Below are 20005 nucleotides of genomic sequence, written 5' to 3'. Positions count from 1 at the left end.
TAGGAAATGTAGCCTTTTTTTCAGGACATGTCAGGCACATCTGCGCGATGGTTCAATAATTCGTTCTCCTCCCTCTTCTCCGATTTATCCGGCTGATCGGACGGCCCCTCGGACGGCTGACCGGACGGCTCCTTGGGCGGCTCCGATCCGTGGGCCGCGGGCCGTACGCCGCGCAGCAGGAGGGCCACCGCGACCGCGAGGCCGAGCACGCCGACCGTGCCGATGCCCGCGGCGAGCCGCAGGCCGTGGGTGAACGCCTCCCCGGCCACCAGGCGCAGGCTCTCGCCCAGCTCGGCGGGCAGCCGCGCCGCGGCGGCGAAGGCCGCCCCGACCGTGTCGTGGGCCGCGGCGACGGCCTGCGGGGGGATGCCGGGCGGGAGGTTCCCGGCGACCTCGCCCCGGTAGACGGCCATCCCGGCGCTGCCGATGGCCGCGATGCCCAGGGCCAGCCCCAGATCGGCCCCGGTCTCCGAGATCGCAGAGGCCGCCCCCGCCTGCCGTACGGGAACGGAGCCGAGCACCAGGTCGTTGCCCAGCGCGAGCGTCGGCCCGAAGCCCAGCGAGGTCATCACCGTGGCCGCGATCACGATGCCGACCCCGGAATCCGCGCTGATCTGCGTCAGCACCCCCATGCCCAGGGCGGAGACCACGAGGCCGAAGGCCATGAGGTAGGCCCTGGGGACGCGGCGGGCGAGCATCGGGGCGAGCATGGTGCCGGTGATGCTCGCCACCGCGCTGGGCACGACCACCAGGCCCGCCCGCAGCGGCGACAGGCCGAGCACGGTCTGGAGGTACTGGCTGATGAAGAACTGCATGCCCGCCGAGGCCGCGATGGCCAGGGCGGTCGTGCCCAGCGAGGCGGTGAAGGCCCGGTTGGCGAACAGCCGGGTGTCCAGCAGCGGGTCACGCAGCACCCGCTGGCGGCGGACGAAGACTACGCCGACGACGATCCCGGCCACCGTGACGGCGACGGCGGGCAGGTTCACCCCGCTCGCGGCGATCTGCTTGAGCCCGTAGACCACGGCCAGCACGGTCGCCAGCAGGAGTCCGGCGCTGAGGAAGTCGAGCGGCCCCGGCTCGGGGTCCCGCTGCTCGGGCAGCAGGATCGGGCCGAGCACGACCAGGAGCACGGCCACCGGTACGGCCAGCAGGAACACCGACCCCCACCAGAACCGTTCGAGCAGCGCCCCGCCCACGACCGGGCCGAGCACGGCTCCGGCGGTGAAGCTGGAGATCCAGACGCTGACCGCGACCGCGCGCTGACGCGGGTCCTCGAAGATCGTGCGGATCAGCGACATCGTCGAGGGCATCAGGGTCGCCGCGGTGAGGCCCATCAGCGCCCGCGCCAGGATCAGCAGCTCGGCGCTGGGGGCGAAGGCGGCGAACGCGCTGGACAGGCCGAACGCGCCCGCCCCCCAGATCATCAGCCTGCGGCGGCCGATCCGGTCGCCGACGTTGCCCATCGTGATCAGGAACCCGGAGATCACGAACCCGTAGACGTCGATGATCCACAGCAGTTGGGTGCTGTTGGGCCGCAGGTCGGCGCTCAGCTTGGGCACGGCCAGGTTCAGCACGGTCATGCTGATCGCGATCACGACAGTCGGCAGCGCCAGGACCGCCAGTCCAAGCCAGTCACGCGTGGTTGCGCGCGCCGGTGCAGCGGCGACCATCGGTTGATCCCTTCGTCGAGTTCGTCCGGAAGGCCGCCGCACCGCGACGGGCCCGCTTTTCGCGTGCTTTTTGATGATTTTTCGGCACTTTTCGGGGCGTGGCCGTGCGGACGGGACCCCGCAAAGACTCGCGGGGTCCGCGTCGGGACGTGGCCCTACAGCCCGATCGTGTCGGCCAGCAGGTCCACCTGGCCGGGGTCGGGGTCGTTGCCCGCGAAGATCAGCTCATCGACGCCGATCTCGGCGAACCCGGCCACCGCGGTCGTGATCTGCTCGGGCGTGGTGAGCGCGGCCGAGGCGCCGTAGGTGGCGTACTCCTCGCCCGCGAAGGCGTAGTAGGGCTCGATGGCGGCCGAGACCGCCTGGCGGGCGTTCGGGCCGAGCGCGAACATCACGGTCGCGACCAGCCTCGGGGAACCCGGCCTGCCCGCGTCCGCCCACGCCTTGGCCAGGCCGGGCGCGAACTCCCGCACCCCCTCGACCGTCGCGTCCCCGGCGATCCACCCGGTGCCCCGGGTGACGATGCGCCGGATGGCCGCCTCGGAGTGGCCGCCGAACAGCAGCGGCACCCCGCCCTCCGTCGCGGCGCGCGGGCCGACCGGGTCCTCCCCGAGCGAGACCCCGGCCAGCCGGTCGAGCAGCCGGTCGAACTGCCGCCCCCGGGTCGCGTAGTCCACCCCGCCCTCGGTGAAGTCGTCGTCCCGCAGCCCCGGGGCCAGGCCGAGCCGGAGCCGGTCCGGCCCGGCGAGCTGGTCGAGGGTGGTGACGGCCTTGGCGAACAGCGCGTGGTTGGCCCGCAGCGGCGCCAGCAGCACGCTGGTGAGCAGCCGGATGCGGGAGGTGGCCCCGGCCGCGGCGGCCAGCGTGATCAGGGGTTCAGGCGTCGTCCAGACCAGGCGGTCGCTGACGGCGAGCGTGGAGAAGCCGCGCTCCTCCGCGCGGCGCGCCCAGTCGACCAGGGTCCTGCCCTCGGTCCACGGGGCGTGCCCGGGAAGCCCGATACCGATGTCCATGCGGGTGTGGTTTCCTCTCGTGCTGTCTGGTCGGTGAGGTGTCGAACCCGTCAGTCGCCCGCGACGGACGCCGGGCGCAGCGCGTCCTGGAGCAGGCGGGTCAGGTCGGCGGGAGGCTGGATGCCGGTGACGGGCGGCCTGTCGTCGACGATCAGCATCGGCACGCCGTTGACGCCCCGCTCCTTCGCCCTGCGCTCGTCGGCGCGGACGTCCTGGGCGTAGGCGTCACCGTCGAGCAGGGCACGCACCTGCGCGGCGTCGAGACCGGCCTCGACGCCGACGCTCTCCAGGACCTCGGGGTCGCTGACGTTGCGGCCCTCGCAGAGGTAGGCGCGCAGCAGCCGCTCCATCACCTCGTCGGCCAGACCGTGGTCGGCGGCCAGGTGACGCAGCCGGTGGGCGTCGAAGGTGTTGACGGGCCTGGCGAGGGTGAGGTCGATGGCCACGCCCTCCGCCCTGCCGAGGGTGTGGATCAGCTCGACCCGCGCGGTGCCCTGGTCGCCCCACCAGTCGCCCATCGCCTCGGCCGCGGTCCTGCCGGGAGTACGGCCCTCGTCCGGCGACAGCTCGTAGCTGCGCCAGACGATCTCAAGCCGTTCCCTGCCCTCCGTCCCGGCCAGGGCCGTCTCAAGCCGCCTTTTGCCGATGTAGCTCCACGGGCACAGCACGTCGGCGTAGACCTCGACGGTTCTGGTCTGGTTATCGGTAGACATGGGGAATCCTCCCGTCCCGCGGCCTGTGCGCAGCGGACTCGGAAAACGGGTTTCGACGCCTTCGATGCTGCAACCTCAAGCACGCTAGAGGTCAAGTCGAGAGACGATCCTCGGCGTTTCGGCCGACCTTTAGGACAACTCTCCCGATATGGGACCGGCTCTCGATGATTTCGTGCGCCTGTGCCACCTGATGAAGGGGCAGTACGGCGTGCACGACGTCCCGGACGGCGCCGTCCCGGAGATAGTCCACCAGCAGTTTGTGGTCTGTCCGATATCGGTCGGGACGCGCGGCCCGCCAGGCGGAAAGGGCGAATCCCGTCACATATTTAATCCCTATCAACTCCATGGGCGATATATGAGGAATGTCCAGTCCGCCATTGGATGAGCCGTAGAACACCAGTCGTCCGAACGGCGCCAGCAGACCGATCCCCTGCCGGAGCACCTGTCCCCCGACGCTGTCGAGGACGACGTCCACCCCGGCGCCGTCCGTCGCCTCGCGCACCCGCTCGGCCCAGCCGTCCTCGCCGTAGTCGACGACCACGTCGGCGCCGAGACCGCGGACGAAGTCGCGCTTGGCCGCCGAACCCGCCGTCGCGATCACCTGTCCCGCCCCCGCCAGCCTGGCCAGTTGCACGGCGAGGTGGCCGATGCCGCCGGAGGCCGCGTGGACCAGCACCCGCTCCCCTGGCCGGGGGTCGGCCACCCCGAGCGTGCCCATCGCGATCGGCCCCGAGCCGGGCAGCACGGTCGCCCGTACGGCGTCCAGGTCCCCGGGCACCGGGACGAGCGAGGCGGCGTCGAGCACCGCGTACTCCGCGTAGGCGCCGTGCAGCGTGTAGGCGCCCACCCTGTCGCCGGGCCGTACCCCCTCGACACCGGGACCGGTCTCGGTGACCACGCCGACGACGTCGCCGCCGAGCACGATGGGGAAGGCAGGCCGCCACATCGGGGCGGGGAAGAGGTCGCGGCGCATCTGGGTCTGCGCGAAGCCCACGCTGACCGCCTCGACCTCGACCAGCACCTGCCCGGGTCCCGGCCTCGGCACCGGGACCTCCTCGGGGCGCAGCACCTCGGGCGGGCCGTACTCGTGGACGCGGACGGCGAGCATCGTCCCCTCACGCGACATAGGGCCGCTGCTCACGTCCCTCGCGCAGCACGCCCGCCCACCATTCGAGCTGCCGCAGGATCTCCTTGGCCGTCGCGGCGTAGCTTTCGGGGTCCTTGGGGCCGCCGTCCTCGCCGAAGACCTCCCTGGGGAACTGGAAGGTGAGCACCTCGCGGATGGTCACCGCCTCAAGGGCCGAGAGGATCTGCCGCGTGTGCTCGGCCGCCCGGATGCCCCCGGACCGGCCGCCGTAGGCCACCAGCGCGACCGGCTTGGCCTGCCATTCGGCGTCGCTCCAGTCCAGCGCGTTCTTCAGCGAGGCGGGCAGGCTGTGGTTGTACTCGGGGGTGACCACCACGAAGGCGTCCGCGGCGGCGAGCCGTTCCGACAACTGCTTCGCGACGGCGGCGACCTCGGGGGCCGGGTCGTCCCCGAAGCGCGGCAGCACGACCGGCAGCGGAAGCTCGGCCAGGTCGATGACGTCGGTGGTGAAGCGTCCGTACTGGGTGACCTGCTCGGCGAACCAGTTCACCACGGTCGGCCCGAAGCGGCCCTCACGCACGCTTCCCACGACCACGGCCAGGTGGAGGGGTGTCTGTGACAACGCGAACTCCTAACGATCTATCGGGAGGTGTGGACCAGCCGCTCGACGGCGGCCAGCGCCTGGGAGGGGCCGGGGAGCCGGGACATCTCCTGGGAGACGTCCCGGGCGCGCTGCCGGTAGGAGGGCGTGCCCAGCACCTCCCGGCAGGCCTCGGCGACGTTCTCCGGGGAGTCGTCCTCGGGGGGCAGCATCTTGGCTGCGCCGTACTCGGTGAGCCTGCGGGTGAAGCCCATCGCGTAGGGCAGGTAGGGGATGAGCAACTGCGGCACGCCGTAGTGCATGTTCCCCAGGACCGTGGTGCCACCGGCGTGGCTGACGACCAGGTCACAGGTCGGGGCGACCACGTCGAGGGGTAGCCAGCCCGCCCTGACGTTGTCCGGCAGGGGCCGCAGCGCCGCCGCCACGTCCGGGGGCGCCGCGACGAACAGCTCCACGTCCAGCGCGCCCACCTTGGCGACCAGGCCGCTGAGGATCTCGAAGTCGCGGTCCGGGGTGACCCGGCTGCCCGCCGAGACCAGCACCCTCGGTCTGTCCCCCCTGGTGTACATCCAGGATTCGATGCGTCCCTTGGTCGAGTAGGGGATGTAGCGCATGATCTGGGCGGGCGGCGCGTCCGCCTCCCTGAGGCTGGGCGGGCAGACGTCGACGAACAGGTCGGAGCGCGGCATCTCGTGGAAGCCGAGCCGCCTCAGCCACGGCCCGAGCTCGGCCGCCGCCGCCAGGTCGATCGTGCGGGGCTCTCCCATGTCAACCGCCTGCTTGACGTACGGCACGCCCGCGTGGCGGGCCACCAGCGGCGCGGCGAAGACCAGGGTGCCGCCGACCACCACGTCCGGCCTCCAGTGGTCGGCGAAGGCGAGCAGCCCCTCAAGGCACCAGTCGGCGTAGCGCCCGAAGCAGCGCCCGTTGAAGATGTAGCGCTCGTGCAGGTCCGTGGGGATCGGGCGGCGCTCGCCGTCGTCGTACAGCAGGGTGTCCAGCATCTTGCGCGAGGTGACCGCGACGGCCGTCAGCCCGGCCGAGGTGATGGTGGACACCACGTTCTCCGGCCCGGCCATCACCACCTCGTGCCCGGCGTTACGCGCCGCCTGGGCCAGCGGGATGATCGAGAAGATCACCCCCGAGGTGCCCCCGGCCACGAACAGGATCCTCACGCCGCCACCTCCTCGGTCAGCAGGGGGACGAGGTCCGCGGGCAGCGGCATCTCGTGGATCTCGGCGCGCAGCCGGTGCGCGGCCTGCCCGTAGGAGGGTTCGGCCAGCACCTCCCGGCACGCCCCGACGACCTCCTCGGCCGAAGCTCCGGCCGAGAGTCTGGCCACCCCGAGCTGGGCCAGCCGGGCGGCGTGCTCGTCCGGGTCTGGCTCCCCCGGCAGCAGGACCTGCGGAACCGCCCGTGCCAGGCAGGTCAGGACCGCGTCCGCGTGCCCCCGGTGCACCACGACGTCTCCGGGTCGTACGGCGACGCCGAGCGGGACCCGGCCGAGGCGCACGCCCGGCGGCTGTCCCAGCCCGTCGAGCGTCTCCTGCGGGGCGGTCACCACGATCTCGGCGTCCAGCTCGCGCAGCCCGGCCAGCAGGTCGTCCAACCGCTCGGGCGGGGCCTCGCCGTACGCGCTGACCAGGACTCTTGGCCCGTCGCCGCCCGCGTAGGCCCAGGGCGGCAGGGCCGTCTGCGTCTCGTAGGGGATGTGCCGCAGCGGCAGGGCGGGGGTGGCGTCGGGCGGGCGCAGGCTCGGCGGCGCCACGCTGACCGCGCGCCACGACGCGGGAAGCTCGTACAGGCCGAGTTTCTCCAGCTCGGGTCCCAGCTCGGCGACGGCCGCCAGCGTGTGGACGACCGGCTCCGCCAGGTCGGTGCCGAAGCGGACGTACGGCACGCCGCCGTCGTGGGCCGCCAGCGGCGCGGCGTGGGCCGTCGCCGCCCCGATGACCCGCTCTGGCCGCCAGTCCCGCACCAGGGCCAGCAGCCCGTCCAGGCTGTCGGCGGCGAAGCGGCCAAACACGCGCCCCACGGCCACGTCACGCTCGTGCCCCGGCTCGGGCAGCTCGACGGTCTGCCCCCTGCGGTCCACGAGGAAGTCGGGCAGCCTCCCCGAGGAGACCGCGACCGCGGGCAGCCCGGCGGAGGCGATGACGGGCAGGAGGTCCTCGTGTCCCGCGAAGAAGACCTCGTGCCCCGCGAGCCGTACGGCCTGGGCCAGCGGGACCAGTGGATAGGAGGCACCGGCCGTGTGGCCCGCGACGAAGAGAACTCTCATGCGCACACCCCTGGTTTCCTGCGAGGGCTTGGTCAGGCGTGACAGGCGGGCAGGCCGCCGTTGAACTCGACGATCTCCCCGAACACGGCGGGCACGTCCAGCGGCACGCCGAGCTCGTGGTCCGGTCCGCCGTCGGGTTCGAGCAGGGCCCGGTGGAGGTTGCCCACGAGCCGCTCGGGGTCGAGCAGCCTGCCGTACTCGCCGAGGGAGCACTCGCGGGCCGTGGTGAGGGCGTCGAGCCCGCGCCGTGCCCCGTCGGCCGCGACCCGTCGCAGCCAGCGGAGATACGCCTCGGTCTCGTCGAGGGCGTGCGCCCCGGAGACGGGGCCGTGGCCGCCGACGACGACCTCGGGCCGCAGCTCCCGCAGCAGGCCGAGGGTGGCCAGTGACCCCCTGACGGTCCCCATCATCACGAACGGCGTGCAGCCGGGCATGACGATGTCCCCGGCGAACAGGACGCGCTCCTCGGGCAGCCAGACCACGGTGTCGTGCCGGGTGTGCGCGGGACCCGCCGAGATCAGTTCGATCCGCCGGCCGCCCGCGTGCACCGTCAGGCGGTCGGTGTAGGTGACGTCGGGCGGCACGACGCTGACGTCGCCCCACTCCACGTCGGGCCACAGGCCGGTCAGCGCGAGCCCGGTCTCGGCGATCTCGGCGCGGGTGCCCTCGTGGCTCACCACGGTCGCCTCCTGGCCGAAGACCGCGTTGCCGAAGACGTGGTCGCCGTGGAAGTGGGTGTTGACCACGAGCCTGCGGGCTCCCCCGGCGACCGAGTCCACGGCGTCGCGCAGCGCCAGGGCCCTGCGTTCTGTGGCGGCGGTGTCCACGACCACGGCCCCGTCCGGGGTGGTGATCACCCCGGCGTTGTTGAGGCACCAGCCCCCGTCGGGCTGGAGGTAGGCGTGGACACCCTTCGCGACCTCGACCAGCTCCGGCGTGGCCATGGGTCGTTCCCCTTCCTGTGGTCGGTCACCCCGTGGATGTTCCTGTGGTCGGTCACCCCGTTGACGGCAGGGCGGACTGGCTCACGAACGCGCCCGCGACGGCGGGCAGTTGCAGACCGGCGTGGCCCGCGCCCGTGGTCACGTCGCGCCAGTGCCGTTGCAGCGCCTCGTTCTCCGACTGGCCCCGGCTGCCCGAGCTGCGCAGCAGCCGCTCGACGGCGGTCGCGAGCAGGTCGGCGGCCAGCGCGCAGTCACGCCCGTTGCGCGCGGTGTGCAGGGCGCCGACGGGTGCCTGGTCGGCGACCTCGGCGACCCGCCGCAGCAGCAGCGCCGCCGCGTCCACCTCGCCGTCGGCGCGGGCGAGGATCAGCTCGTAGGAAGCCCTGCCGACCCCGCCCGAGATCGCCCCCGCGGGGGCGAGCAGCTTGTCGCCGACCAGCTCCGACCAGCGCCGCAGCGCGCCGCGCGCGGCGCCGAGCAGGGGGGCGGTCAGGGTGAGGCCGTTGCCCGCCTTCATCGGCACCCGGTGACAGGGGGCCTGCGCGCCGGGGGCCTCCCCGGCGAGCAGGTCGTCGAGGGCGACGGAACGGGCGTCGGGCACCTCGGTCTCGTCAAGGATCAGGGTGTTGCTCCCCGTGGCCCGCATGCCGCTGTTGAACCAGGTGTCGGCGACGCCGTACGAGGCGCGGGGGACCGCGAAGAACCTGGCCCCCCGCTCCGTCTTCGCGCACAGCAGCGCCCAGCCCGAGTGGGCGATCCCGCTGACGTACGGCCACTGGCCACGGACCCGCCAGCCACCGGGGACCGGCTCGGCCGTACCGGCCTGGACCAGGCCCCCCACCACGACGGTGTGGGGGCCCTCCGCCCAGACCTCCCGCTGCCCTTCCTCGGGAAGGTAGGCGGCCAGTCTGCCGGTGCCCGCCGTCAGGGAGGCGAACCACGCGGCGGACGCGCAGCCCTCCCCCACCTGTGTCACGGCGGACAGCAGCTCGGTGAAGCCTCCCGCCGCGCCGCCGTGTCTGGCGGGCACGAAGTGCCTGACGAAGCCCGCGTGGACGATCGCCTCGACCACGTCGGGGGTGAGCTGTCTGTTCGCCTCGGCCTCCGCCGCGCGCTTGGCGGCGACGGCGGCGGCCTCCCGGACGGTGTCAGGGGACAGTGAGGTGGGGGTGGGCATGACGGATCACCCGATGGTGGTCGTGGTGAAGGTCACGGGGCTGGCCGGGTCCACGTAGTTCTCGAACGGGTCCCACTGGCCGTTGACCGCGTGCTTGCGGTACCAGTAGAAGGCCGGGTCCGCGAAGCTGGAGCCGCCGGGCGAGGTCGTGACCGCGCCCGAGGCGCCCGCGCGGACCTTCACCACCAGGTCGGGCGCGTCGAACTCGACCCCACCCTGGAAGGTGGCGTTGCTGCGCACGATCAGGTCGGAGCCGTTGCGCTGGACCCAGAAGTGGGCGCCACCCAGGTTGCTGCCCCCCTTGAGGCGGTAGCCGAGGATCGTGACGTTGCCGGAGACCCGGTAGGCGATCCGCAGGTCGGTCAGCTTCTCGTTGTGCGCGGGCACCGCGAAGATCGGCGCCGAGTCGAACTTGACGCGGAAGACGCTGTTCGGCGAGGCCGTCGCGGGGGCGGTCACGGTGTAGTCGCGGGTGTAACCCTCGATGGCGGTCCACACGCCGTCGATCCGGGTCCGCGAGATGTACGGAACCGTCACGGTCGCGGTGGTCCGCGCGGTGCTCTGCTGAGCGGACGTCGCGGACGTCTGGGCGTAGGACGGGGTGGTCAGGCCGGTCAGGGCCACGGCGGCGACGGAGGCCACGGCGGCGGTGCGGAGGGTCCACTTGTTCATGTGCGTTTCCTTTTTCTTTCCTCAGGGTTTTCCGGGAGGTTTTTGGGGTTTGTACGGCACAGGCCCCCCGTGCCGTGTTGTGTCGCGGAAGCTCAGCCGATCAGGGTGGTGGTGAAGACCACCGGCGCGTCAACGGGGACGTAGCACTGGAAGGGGTCCCACTGGCCGTTGACCGCGTGCTCGCGCGTCCACCCGAAGGCGGGCCGGTCGAACCCCGAGCCCCCCGGTGAGGTGGTGACGGCACCCGACTCCCCCGCGTGGACCGTGACGACCAGTTCGGGCACCGCGACCTCGACCCCGCCCGCGATGGTCCCCTCGAAGCGGACCACCAGGTCCTCGCCCTGCCGTTCGGCGAGGAACTCCCGCCCGCCGGGGGTGTCGCCCCCGCGCAGGTCCCACTCAAGGACGCTCGCCTCGCCGGAGACCCGGTAGGCGATCCGCAGGTCGGTCAGCGTCCGGTTGAACGCGGGCAGGGCCAGGATCGGGGCGCTGGCGAAGACGATCGTGAACTCCTCGCCGGGCGCTGCCCGTTCGGGCGCGGTCACCGTGAACTCCCTGGAGTACTCGATCGGAGTCCACTCGCCCTCGATCCTGGTCCTGGCCAGGTATGCCACGCTCACCGTGCGACCCCGCTGCCCGCCGTACCGCTGGCCGCGCCGACAGGTTCCGGCTGCCAGTCGTGCTCGACCCAGCGGGACCTGAGCAGCAGGCCGTCCTCGGGGTCGTCGACCAGCACGTCGTGGACCACGCAGCTCGGCGCGATCTCCGGCTGCCTGACCCCGGGGCGGGTGGCGACGACGAGCACGTAGAAGGTGGCGTGGATCTCGCCGTCGGAGCGCGGCTCGACCCGCAGCATGTTGAACCAGTGGCGCCGCTGCACGGGGTCGCCGGCGAAGCGCTCCCGGTGGAAGGCCCGCAGCTCCTCGGCGATGCCCTCGCGGGTCCTGGCGGGGGCCCGTCCCGGGGTGTGCCGGAACTCGCCGTCCTCGGTGAAGGTCGCGGCGTAGGTGTCGAATTCACCGCCGTCGAGCGCGTGCATCTGGGTGGCGTGGAACTGCTGTATCCGCGCGTACAAATCCGGTGGGACCGTAACTTCTCTCATCTGGCGGACTCCTTTCGAGAAGTCCTCATAATGCTAGAAAGAGCCGCTCGAATGACACTTGAGAAACGGGTTGGCCCGCTCATCCGTGTTCCGCCGCCGCGCCACGGTGCCCACCGGCCGGTGCCACACCGTTCAGTTGTCCGTTATTGCCGTTTTCAATACGGGCAAGGGCTTCAAGGATGGCATTCTGCCTGATGTCCCGTTCCGTGGAGAGTTTTGGGTAATTTCCTGTGCCATAGACCCGTTCGGCCTCGGAGCTGAGCAGTTCGATGGTCTCCTCCGTCAGCTCGGGACGGCCGAGCTCCCGCCAGCTCGCCTCAAGGCCCCTGCCGAGGTGCCCGAGCCAGCGGCGCAGGCCGCCCTCGCCGCCGCCCAGGTGGAAGGCCTGGAACGGCCCGACCGTCGCCCACCGCAGGCCGATCGAGTTGACCACGACGCTGTCCAGCTCCTCCATCGTGACCACGCCCTCGCGGACCAGGTGGATGCTCTCCTGCAGCAGCGCCGTCTGCAGCCGGTTGGCCACGAACCTGGGCACCGGCCTGCGCAGCGCGATCGGGACCTTGCCCACCGAGCGGTAGAACGCGATCGTCTCCTCGATCGCCTCCGGGGTGGTGCGCGTGCCGCCGACCACCTCCACCAGCGGCACCACGTGCGGCGGGTTGAAGGGATGGCCGACCACGAGCCTGCCCTGGTCGGGCACCTCGGCGCCGAAGTCGTCGGGCACGAGCGTGGAGGTCGAGGACAGCAGCAGCGCCCCCGGCGGGGCCGAGCGCGCGACGACCCCGAACAGCTCCCGCTTCAGCGCCGGGTCCTCGGGGGCGTTCTCCTGCACCACGTCGGCCCCGGCCACCGCCCGCGCCACGTCGGGCTCGAAGCGCAGCCCGGCCAGCAGTTCCTCCGGGTCGCGTCCGCCCCCGGGCAGCGTCGGCGCGAAGATCCGCAGCCCCTCCTCGACGACGCGCCTGGCGTCGGGCCGTCTGCTGTTGACGGTGACGCTCAGCCCGTGCGCCGCGAACAGCGTGATCCAGCCGAGCCCGATCGTGCCCGCGCCGATGACCGTCACGGCGTCTGGTCGCGTTCCCATCCGTTGCGTCCTTCCTGTACGGCTCACCAGCCGACCGCGCCGGTGTTGAGGCAGGCGAGCAGGGTGCGTGCCTGGACGTTGACGTAGTGGGGGTGGCGCGCGAGGAAGCGCAGCTGCCCCGGGGTGACCCAGCGGAAGCCGGGCGGCGGGTCGAGCGGCACGTCCGCCTCGTTCACGTCCACCACGAGGTAGCGGCCCTCGGCGTTGAGGAACCTGCCGCCCTCCTCCGAGTGCACCGCCTCGTAGCGGACGCTCTCCGGCCCGGCCGCGAGCACCAGGTCGAGGTACGGCGGGCGGTCTGCGCCGGTCAGGTGGGCGTAGTTCTCCGGGGTGTACTGGACGGTCGGGGCCAGCTCGATGGTGTCGCGCAACCCCGCCTCCGCCTTGGCGTGCACCAGGACGTGCGGGACCCCGCCGATGCGCCGGGCCAGGAAGGCCGTGACGGCCAGGCCGTGCGGTTCGAGCAGCGGCTGCGTCCAGCGGGTCACCTCGCGGTTGCCCGCCGCCACGGAGACCGCGACCACGCTGAAGTAGCGGCCCGCCTCGTGGTCGATGGACCACGGCCCGCGCCGCCAGCCGTTCACCTCGGTCAGCGGCATCAGCTCCACCCGCATCTCCCGCCTGGCCCGCTCCGCGGTGAACCAGGACAGCAGTTCGGTGTCGCTGTGCAGCGCGTCCACCTCGTCGGAGCCGATCGGCGCGCAGGCCAGGACGGTACGGGCGTCCATGTTGACGACGTTGTCCCGGCGCAGCAGTTCCCCAATCTGCCCGAGCGTCAGCCAGCGGAAGTCGTCGCCGGCCGGGACGTCCTCGTCCACCTCGACGATCATGTTGCGGTTGATCTTCTGGTGGAACCACGAGCCCTGCTCCGACTGGAGCACGTCGGCCAGGACCCGTCCCCGGGTGGGATCGACGAAGTACTCCAGGTATCGCACCGCGGAGCCGCGATGCACCTTGGTGTAGTTGCTCCGGGTGGCCTGGACGGTCGGCGACAGTTGCAGAAGGTTGGGGTTGCCCGGCTCCATCTTGGCCTGCATCAGCAGGTGCGGAACCCCGTCGAACTCCTTGAGCAGCAGACCGAGGATGCCGACCTCGGGCTGTTTGATGATCGGCTGGTCCCAGTTCAGGACGGGCCCCTGGTCGACGGTGACGCGCAGTCCCTCGACCGTGAAGAACTTGCCGCTGCGGTGGGCCAGGCGGGCGCCGTCCTCGACGAAGGCCCACTGGTCGAGCCGGTCGAAGGGGATGCGCTCGACGAGGAAGCGGTTGGCCAGGGCGCGCTCGGCCAGCCAGTCACCGACCTGCGCGGTGCTCAGCTGCCAGCCAGCCGTCGTCTCCGCGAGCGAGCGCGCGAGCCGTTCCGGCAGCCCGGTGTCCTCACGGGCGCGCAGCTCCGGCAGGTCGAACAGCCCGGCCGTCATGCCCCCACCCCCGCCGCGGTCCGCAGGGCGTGTTTGACCGGCTCCCACCAGCCCGGGTTGTCCCGGTACCACGCGACGGTCTCGGCAAGCCCCCGCTCGAACGGTACGGCGGGCCGGTAGCCGAGCCGTTCCCGGATCTTGGTGTCGTCGAGGGAGTAGCGCCGGTCGTGCCCCTTGCGGTCGGCCACCTGGCGGACCGCCGAGCTGTCGGCGCCGAGCAGCTCGATCAGCCGTTCGGTGACGGCGATGTTGGTCTGCTCGCTACCGCCGCCGATGTTGTAGGCCTCCCCCGCGTTCCCCTTCGTCAGGACCAGGTGGACGCCCCGGCAGTGGTCGTCCACGTGCAGCCAGTCGCGGACGTTGAGGCCGTCGCCGTACAGGGGCAGCGGCTCGCCCTCGATCAGGTTGGTGACGAACAGCGGGATCATCTTCTCGGGGTGCTGGTAGGGGCCGTAGTTGTTCGAGCAGCGGGTGATCGAGACGTCGAGCCCGTAGGTCCGCCAGTAGGAGCGGACGAACAGCTCGGCACCCGCCTTCGAGGCCGCGTAGGGGGAGTTGGGCAGCAGCGGGCACTCCTCGTGCCAGGAGCCCTCCTCGATGGAGCCGTACACCTCGTCCGTCGAAACGTGCACCACCCGCTCCACCCCCGCCGCGAGGCAGGCCTCAAGCAGCGCCTGGGTGCCGCCCACGTTGACGCGGGCGAACTCGGCGGCGTGTTTGAGCGAGCGGTCCACATGCGTCTCGGCCGCGAAGTGGACCACCGCGTCGTGGCCCGGCAGCAGGTCGAGCAGCAGCGGCAGGTCGCAGACGTCGCCGTGCACGAAGTCGAGCCTGGGGTGCCCGATCGGCAGGTTCGCGATGTTGCCCGCGTAGCTGAGCGTGTCGAGTACGGTGACCGGAACGTCACGGAAGTCCGGGTAACCGTTGTCGAGGACGGTCCGCACGTAGTGCGAGCCGATGAAACCGGCACCGCCGGTGACCAGCAGTCTCATGCCGCCGTCTCGATCCTGGCCTCGTCGCCGACCACGAGCCGGAACACCCCGCCCGGTGGATGGCCGCCGACGACCGCGCCGCGCCCGATGACGGAGTCACGCAGACCGGCCACCCCCGTCAGGCGGGCGCCGTCCATCACGACCGAGTCCCGCAGCCGGGTGCCGCTGATGACGCATCCCCTGCCGACTGTCGTGCCGGGGCCGACCTCGCTGTCCTCGACCACGCTGTCACCGCCGATGAGCGCCGGTCCCTCGATGCGGGACCGTACGACACGGGCTCCCGCCTCGACGACGACCGGGCCGGTGACGTCGCTGGCCGCGTCGAGCGAGCCGTCCAGGCGCGGGGGCAGGCCGCCGAGCAGCCGCCGGTTGCACTCAAGGACGTCCTCGACCCGGCCCACGTCCCGCCAGTAGCCGGGGTACTCGGCGGCGGTGACCTCGGCCCCGTCGTCCACGAGCCACTGGATCGCGTCGGTGATCTCCAGCTCGCCCCTGGCGCTCGGCCCGATGGCGGCGACGGCCCGGTGGACGGCGGCGGTGAAGAAGTAGACGCCGATCAGGGCGAGGTCACTGCGGGGGCGCTTGGGCTTCTCGACCACCCGTTCAAGCGTGCCGTCAGGCCCGAACTCGGCAACCCCGAACGACTGCGGGTTGGCGACCTTGCGCACCACCACGTGCGCGGCCGGTCTGGTCGCGGTGAAGCGCGCCGCGGGCTCGGCGATGCCGTCGGGCAGCATGTTGTCCCCGAGATACATCACGAAGTCGTCGTCGCCGAGGAACGGCCTGGCGATCGTGACGCAGTGCGCCAGGCCGAGCGGCTCGTCCTGCGGGATGTAGGTCACCTTCACCCCCAGCCGGTCGCCGTCGCCGATCGCCTCGCGGATCTGCCGCTCCCCGGAGCCGACGACGACCCCGGCCTCGGTGACGCCGACGGCCCTGACGTTGTCCAGGACGTGTTCGAGAACCGGTCTGTTGACGATGGGGATGAGCTGTTTTGGCATGGAGTAGCTGAAAGGGCGCAGGCGGGTTCCCGTCCCGCCTGCCAGCACCAGAGCCTTCACGGCGGAGTCCTCTCTCGACGGCTACGTGCTCTCCCGCTGCCGCTGGAACCCGTTGACGACCTCAAGCCAGCGCTCGTGGTCGGTGACGCGTTCGGCGGCCTGGTCGGCGACCTCGGGATGCGGAAGGATCAGGAACCGCTCGTCGGCGATCCCCTTGAGCAACGCGTCGGCGACCTCCTCCGGGCCGATGGCCGTGGAGGTGAGCGTCAACCCGCTCGAACTCGCGGCCCTGCGCATCTCGGTGCGGACGCCGCGGGGACAGACGGCGTGCACCCTGACGCCGCGGTGCCGGTAGGTCAGTGACAGCCATTCGGCGAAGGCCAGCGCGCCGTGCTTCGACACCGCGTACGGCGCCGCCCCGACCATGGTGAGCAGCGCCGCGGAGGACACCACGGAGACGAAACGCCCCTGACCCCGTTCGAGCCAGCCGGGCAGCAGGTCCCGCGCGGCCCGCACGTGGGCCATCACGTTGACCTCCCACGCGCTCGCCCAGTCCTCGTCCGGCGCCTCGGGCCCACCGGTCCGTACGGCTCCCGCGTTGGCGCAGTAGACGTCGATCCTGCCGCCCAGCAGGCGCAGGGCCTCGGGCACCAGGCTCCGGCTGGCGTCGCCGGGCAGCGCGATCCCGCCGATCTCCCCGGCCACCTCCTCGGCCCGCTCGGGATGGCGGTCGTTGACGACGACCCTGGCGCCCTCCTCGGCGAACCGCCTGGCCAGCGCGGCCCCGATGCCGCGTCCAGCGCCGGTGACCACGACCGCGGCCTCTCGCAGGCTCATGCCGTACGCTCCCTTCCGCTCACGTGCCGTGTTCCGCAGGCCGCAGGCCGTCCAGCGACCGGCTGACGGCGTAGTCGGGCAGGATTCCCGCGCGTTCCGCCTCGGCGAGCGTGGGGGCGCGCCGGTCGCGCTCGGACAGGATCAGGTCGAGGTCGCGCGGCAGCGGCAGCCCCAGGTCGGGGTCGAGCGGCGAGACCGCCAGCTCGTTCTCCGCGACGTATCCCGTGGACAGCAGGTAGGACACGGCCGTGTCGTCCTCAAGGGCGACGAACAGGTGCCCGACGCCGACCGGGAGATAGACCGACCTGAAGTCCCGCTGGTCGAGGACGACGCTGTCCCACACGCCGTAGGTCGGCGACCCCACCCGGGTGTCGAGGACCACGTCGAGAGCAACGCCCCCGGCGCAGTAGGCGTACTTGGCCATGCCGGGCGGCGTGGCGGTGAAGTGGACGCCGCGGACCACGCCCCGGCGCGACCGGCTGTAACTGGCCTGCGCCACCGGGAACAGCGGGCGCCCGATCTCCCTGAGGAACGGCTCCTCCTGGTAGGGCGACAGGAAGTAGCCCCGTTCGTCCCCGAACACCTCGGGGGTCAGCTCGTAGGCCCCCTCGACCTTCAGCTCGCGGATGCGCATCCGGCCCTCACCCGCCGCCGAGGACGCCGACGTACAGGCCGGGTCCCGCCCAGTCGTGCTCGACGAACTCCGCGGCGAAGCCCGCGCGGGCGAAGGCGTCGAGATACTCCTTCCTGGAGAACAGCGACATGACGTGGACGTCGGCGTGGTGGCTGATGCCCGTCTTGGGGTGGGCGGCCGTCCAGTGCACCTCCATGCGGCTGGCGGCCCCCTCCCGCTGCCACGTCGAGTGGGAGACGCGGGAGACCGTCAGCTCGCCGACCCGCACCACGTCTCCCTGGACGTGCCCGGGAAGGAAGTTCTCCGGCGCCCACCAGGGTTCGACGACCACGACGCCGCCGGGGGTGAGGTGCCTGGCGAAGCTCTCCAGCGTCGCGGTCAGCTCGCCGACGTCGGCCAGGTAGCCGACCGAGCTGAACATGCAGGTCACCGCGTCGAAGGTGCGGTCCAGGTCGAACTTGCGCATGTCCCCCTGCCACAGCGGCACCCCGGGGACCCGGTCGCGGGCCCTGTCGAGCATCCGTTCCGACAGGTCGACCCCCGCGACCTCGCCGAACGTCCCGACGAAGTACCGAAGGTGCGAGCCGGTCCCGCAGGCGACGTCGAGCAGGCTCCGCGCGCCGGGGTTGCGCTCGCGGATCAGGGCCGCGGTCACCGCGGCCTCCCGCTCGTAGTTCTTGCCCCTGCCCTCGTAGACCACCTCGTAGAGGTCGGCCCTGTCGTAGGCCCCGAGGACCTCGCTCTCGTTCATCTGACGCCCTCCAACGGGTCGGCTCCTACAGCGTGGACAGCACTTCGCGCAGCGCGGCGATCACCTTGTCCTGCAGCTCCTCCGACAGCGCCGGATACATCGGCAGGGAGAAGATCTCCTTGGCCAGCCGCTCCGTCACCGGCAGCGACCCGGCCTGGTAGCCCAGGTGGGAGAAGCCGGTCATCGTGTGCACCGGCCAGGGGTAGCTGATGTTCAGGGCGATGCCGTACGACCTGAGCCGCTCGATGATCCGGTCCCGCTCGGGGTGGCGGACGACGTAGACGTAGTAGACGTGCTCGTTGCCCGGCGTCGTGGACGGCAGCAGCAGCCCGCCGGGGCCGGTGAGGTCGCCGAGCGCCTCCTCGTAACGCCTGGCGACCGCCTGACGCCCGGCGATGTAGGCGTCGAGTCTGCGCAGCTTGCGGCGCAGGATCTCGGCCTGCACCTCGTCGAGCCGGGAGTTGTGCCCGGGCGTCTGCACGACGTAGTAGACCTTCTCCATGCCGTAGTAGCGCAGCCGCCGCAGGTTCTGGTCGATCTCGTCGTCGGAGGTGACCACCGCCCCCGCGTCGCCGTACGCCCCGAGCACCTTGGTCGGGTAGAAGGAGAAGGCGGCGGCGTCCCCGAGCGTCCCGGCCAGCCTCCCGTGGTGGCGGGCGCCGTGCGACTGGGCGCAGTCCTCAAGGATCTTCAGTCCGTGCTCGTCGGCCAAGGCGCGCAGCGGCGCGAAGTCCACGCACTGGCCGTACAGGTGCACCGGCAGCAGCGCCTTGGTCCTCGGGGTGATGGCCGCCGCCACCTGCGCGGTGTCGATGAGGAAGTCCTCCTCGCGGACGTCCACGAAGACCGGCTTCGCCCCCGCCCCGTCGATCGCGATCACGGTCGGGGCTGCGGTGTTCGACACCGTGATGACCTCGTCGCCGGGGCCGACCCCGAGCGCCTCAAGCCCCAGCTTGACGGCGTTGGTCCCGTTGTCCACGCCGACGCCGTGCCTGAGCCCGTGGTAGGCGGCGAACTCCTCCTCGAAGCCCGCGACGCTTGGCCCCAGGATCAGCTGGCCGGAACGGAAGACCGTGTCCACGGCGTCGAGGATGTCCTCGCGCTCGTTCTCGTACTCCGCCAGGTAGCTCCAGACGTAGGTGCTCATGAACGCGCTCCCGGTTCTACTGGTGTTTTTCAGGGGTCAGCCACGCGCGCCGGTTCCCAGCGGTCAGCCGCGGGCGCCGATGAGGGGGAAGACGTGGTCGTCGTCGAGCCGCTGGCCGGGCAGCAGGCCGCCCAGGTCGTCGGGGACGAGGTCGCTCGGCTCGTAGACGGACTCGGCGTCCATGTAGACGGTGGCCAGCGAGACCCTGACCTCGTCGGTGTCGTTGCGGCCCGCCAGGTGCAGGACCCGCTCGTGGTGGAAGGTGACGTCGCCCGCCCGGACGGGGACGGTGACGCGCGGCTCCCAGACCAGGTTGGACGGGCAGCGGAAGGGGTCGCGCTCCCGCGCCTCGTCCTGCTCGTGCGGGACCAGGTGCGAACCGGGGATGTAGCTCATGCAGCCCCGCTCGACCGGGACGTCCGTCAGCGCGACCCAGGCGGTCAGCCCGACGGGCCTGCCGGAGAACGGGATGGCCGGGGCGTCGGCGTGCAACGGCGTCAGGGCCGAGCCCGCCGTACCCTTGCGCAGCAGCTCCGACTTGAACAGGCGCAGCGGCACGCCCGCGAGCCGTTCGGCGATGGCGGTGATCCTGGGGTGCAGCGCCAGGCCGCGCAGTTCCTCACTGGCCCGGTCGACGTGGGGGACCCAGTCCATGACCCGCCCGTCCTCCCGGTCCCAGTTCACCTTCTCCGCCTCGTCGAGACGGAGAAGAGAGACCTCAAGGAGGCTCTTCACCTCCTGCGGCGTCAGTACGCCGGGGATTCGGATGAACCCCTCCTGCCGATAATGTTCGACAACTTCGTCGGAGACGAGGTCCGGCATCTGCCTGCTCCTTCCCACCGGAGTGCTCCGGGCATCCTCGGGAACCATCGGACGGC

At 71.8% G+C, this 20005-nt stretch carries 21 protein-coding genes; all 21 read right to left on the bottom strand.

Going from position 1 to position 20005, the window contains the following annotated elements; translation table 11 throughout:
• Positions 1-20 precede the first annotated feature (20 nt).
• Positions 21-1670: an MFS transporter gene (locus FHS44_RS06720; RefSeq protein ID WP_184712971.1), complete on the bottom strand. Its 1650-nt coding sequence runs from the start codon at positions 1668-1670 to the stop codon at positions 21-23.
• A gap of 155 nt (positions 1671-1825) precedes the next feature.
• Positions 1826-2683, bottom strand: coding sequence for an LLM class flavin-dependent oxidoreductase (locus FHS44_RS06715; protein ID WP_184712970.1), 858 nt, complete (start codon positions 2681-2683; stop codon positions 1826-1828).
• Between the two features lie 50 nt (positions 2684-2733).
• Entirely contained in the window at positions 2734-3396 is a 663-nt protein-coding gene (locus FHS44_RS06710; RefSeq protein WP_184712969.1) for a DsbA family oxidoreductase, read from the bottom strand.
• A 91-nt stretch (positions 3397-3487) separates the two neighbouring features.
• The gene (locus tag FHS44_RS06705) at positions 3488-4522 is read right to left on the bottom strand and encodes a quinone oxidoreductase family protein (RefSeq protein WP_246435098.1); all 1035 of its coding nucleotides are present in this window, start codon (positions 4520-4522) and stop codon (positions 3488-3490) included.
• Positions 4512-5105 (bottom strand): NADPH-dependent FMN reductase, encoded by a 594-nt coding sequence (locus tag FHS44_RS06700; RefSeq protein ID WP_184712968.1) that lies wholly within the window; start codon positions 5103-5105, stop codon positions 4512-4514. The genes FHS44_RS06705 and FHS44_RS06700 overlap by 11 nt, the downstream gene beginning before the upstream one ends.
• Before the next feature lie 17 nt (positions 5106-5122).
• Positions 5123-6259: a glycosyltransferase gene (locus FHS44_RS06695; RefSeq protein WP_184712967.1), complete on the bottom strand. Its 1137-nt coding sequence runs from the start codon at positions 6257-6259 to the stop codon at positions 5123-5125.
• Positions 6256-7365, bottom strand: a complete 1110-nt coding sequence (locus tag FHS44_RS06690) for a nucleotide disphospho-sugar-binding domain-containing protein (RefSeq protein ID WP_184712966.1) — start codon at positions 7363-7365, stop codon at positions 6256-6258. Before FHS44_RS06690 ends, FHS44_RS06695 begins: the two co-directional genes overlap by 4 nt.
• A gap of 32 nt (positions 7366-7397) precedes the next feature.
• Positions 7398-8309, bottom strand: coding sequence for an MBL fold metallo-hydrolase (locus FHS44_RS06685; RefSeq protein ID WP_184712965.1), 912 nt, complete (start codon positions 8307-8309; stop codon positions 7398-7400).
• Between the two features lie 52 nt (positions 8310-8361).
• Positions 8362-9486 carry an acyl-CoA dehydrogenase family protein gene (locus tag FHS44_RS06680; protein ID WP_184712964.1) on the bottom strand — a complete coding sequence of 375 codons (1125 nt, stop codon included), beginning with the start codon at positions 9484-9486 and terminating at the stop codon, positions 8362-8364.
• A 6-nt stretch (positions 9487-9492) separates the two neighbouring features.
• Entirely contained in the window at positions 9493-10158 is a 666-nt protein-coding gene (locus FHS44_RS06675) for a hypothetical protein (protein ID WP_184712963.1), read from the bottom strand.
• A gap of 92 nt (positions 10159-10250) precedes the next feature.
• Entirely contained in the window at positions 10251-10778 is a 528-nt protein-coding gene (locus FHS44_RS06670; protein ID WP_184712962.1) for a hypothetical protein, read from the bottom strand.
• The gene (locus tag FHS44_RS06665) at positions 10775-11260 is read right to left on the bottom strand and encodes a nuclear transport factor 2 family protein (protein ID WP_184712961.1); all 486 of its coding nucleotides are present in this window, start codon (positions 11258-11260) and stop codon (positions 10775-10777) included. The genes FHS44_RS06670 and FHS44_RS06665 overlap by 4 nt, the downstream gene beginning before the upstream one ends.
• A gap of 79 nt (positions 11261-11339) precedes the next feature.
• Entirely contained in the window at positions 11340-12344 is a 1005-nt protein-coding gene (locus tag FHS44_RS06660; RefSeq protein WP_184712960.1) for a 3-hydroxyacyl-CoA dehydrogenase NAD-binding domain-containing protein, read from the bottom strand.
• A gap of 23 nt (positions 12345-12367) precedes the next feature.
• A complete protein-coding gene (locus FHS44_RS06655) occupies positions 12368-13765 on the bottom strand; it encodes an NDP-hexose 2,3-dehydratase family protein (RefSeq protein ID WP_184712959.1) in 1398 nt (465 codons plus the stop codon).
• Positions 13762-14757: a dTDP-glucose 4,6-dehydratase gene (rfbB, locus tag FHS44_RS06650; RefSeq protein ID WP_184712958.1), complete on the bottom strand. Its 996-nt coding sequence runs from the start codon at positions 14755-14757 to the stop codon at positions 13762-13764. The genes FHS44_RS06655 and rfbB overlap by 4 nt, the downstream gene beginning before the upstream one ends.
• Complete coding sequence (locus FHS44_RS06645; RefSeq protein WP_184712957.1) at positions 14754-15818, bottom strand: glucose-1-phosphate thymidylyltransferase; 1065 nt, start codon at positions 15816-15818, stop codon at positions 14754-14756. Before FHS44_RS06645 ends, rfbB begins: the two co-directional genes overlap by 4 nt.
• A 21-nt stretch (positions 15819-15839) precedes the next feature.
• Entirely contained in the window at positions 15840-16595 is a 756-nt protein-coding gene (locus FHS44_RS06640; protein ID WP_184712956.1) for an SDR family oxidoreductase, read from the bottom strand.
• A gap of 19 nt (positions 16596-16614) precedes the next feature.
• On the bottom strand, positions 16615-17229 hold the full coding sequence (locus FHS44_RS06635; protein ID WP_184712955.1) for a dTDP-4-dehydrorhamnose 3,5-epimerase family protein: 615 nt from the start codon (positions 17227-17229) through the stop codon (positions 16615-16617).
• A 7-nt stretch (positions 17230-17236) separates the two neighbouring features.
• A complete protein-coding gene (locus FHS44_RS06630; protein ID WP_184712954.1) occupies positions 17237-17980 on the bottom strand; it encodes a class I SAM-dependent DNA methyltransferase in 744 nt (247 codons plus the stop codon).
• 25 nt (positions 17981-18005) lie between these two features.
• Positions 18006-19127, bottom strand: coding sequence for a DegT/DnrJ/EryC1/StrS family aminotransferase (locus FHS44_RS06625; RefSeq protein ID WP_184712953.1), 1122 nt, complete (start codon positions 19125-19127; stop codon positions 18006-18008).
• 63 nt (positions 19128-19190) lie between these two features.
• Positions 19191-19949, bottom strand: coding sequence for a phytanoyl-CoA dioxygenase family protein (locus tag FHS44_RS06620; RefSeq protein WP_184712952.1), 759 nt, complete (start codon positions 19947-19949; stop codon positions 19191-19193).
• Positions 19950-20005 lie beyond the last annotated feature (56 nt).

The sequence above is a fragment of the Streptosporangium saharense genome (genome assembly GCF_014203715.1).
GTDB classification, from domain to species: domain Bacteria; phylum Actinomycetota; class Actinomycetes; order Streptosporangiales; family Streptosporangiaceae; genus Streptosporangium; species Streptosporangium saharense.
This window is presented reverse-complemented; position numbering and strand designations above follow the sequence as displayed.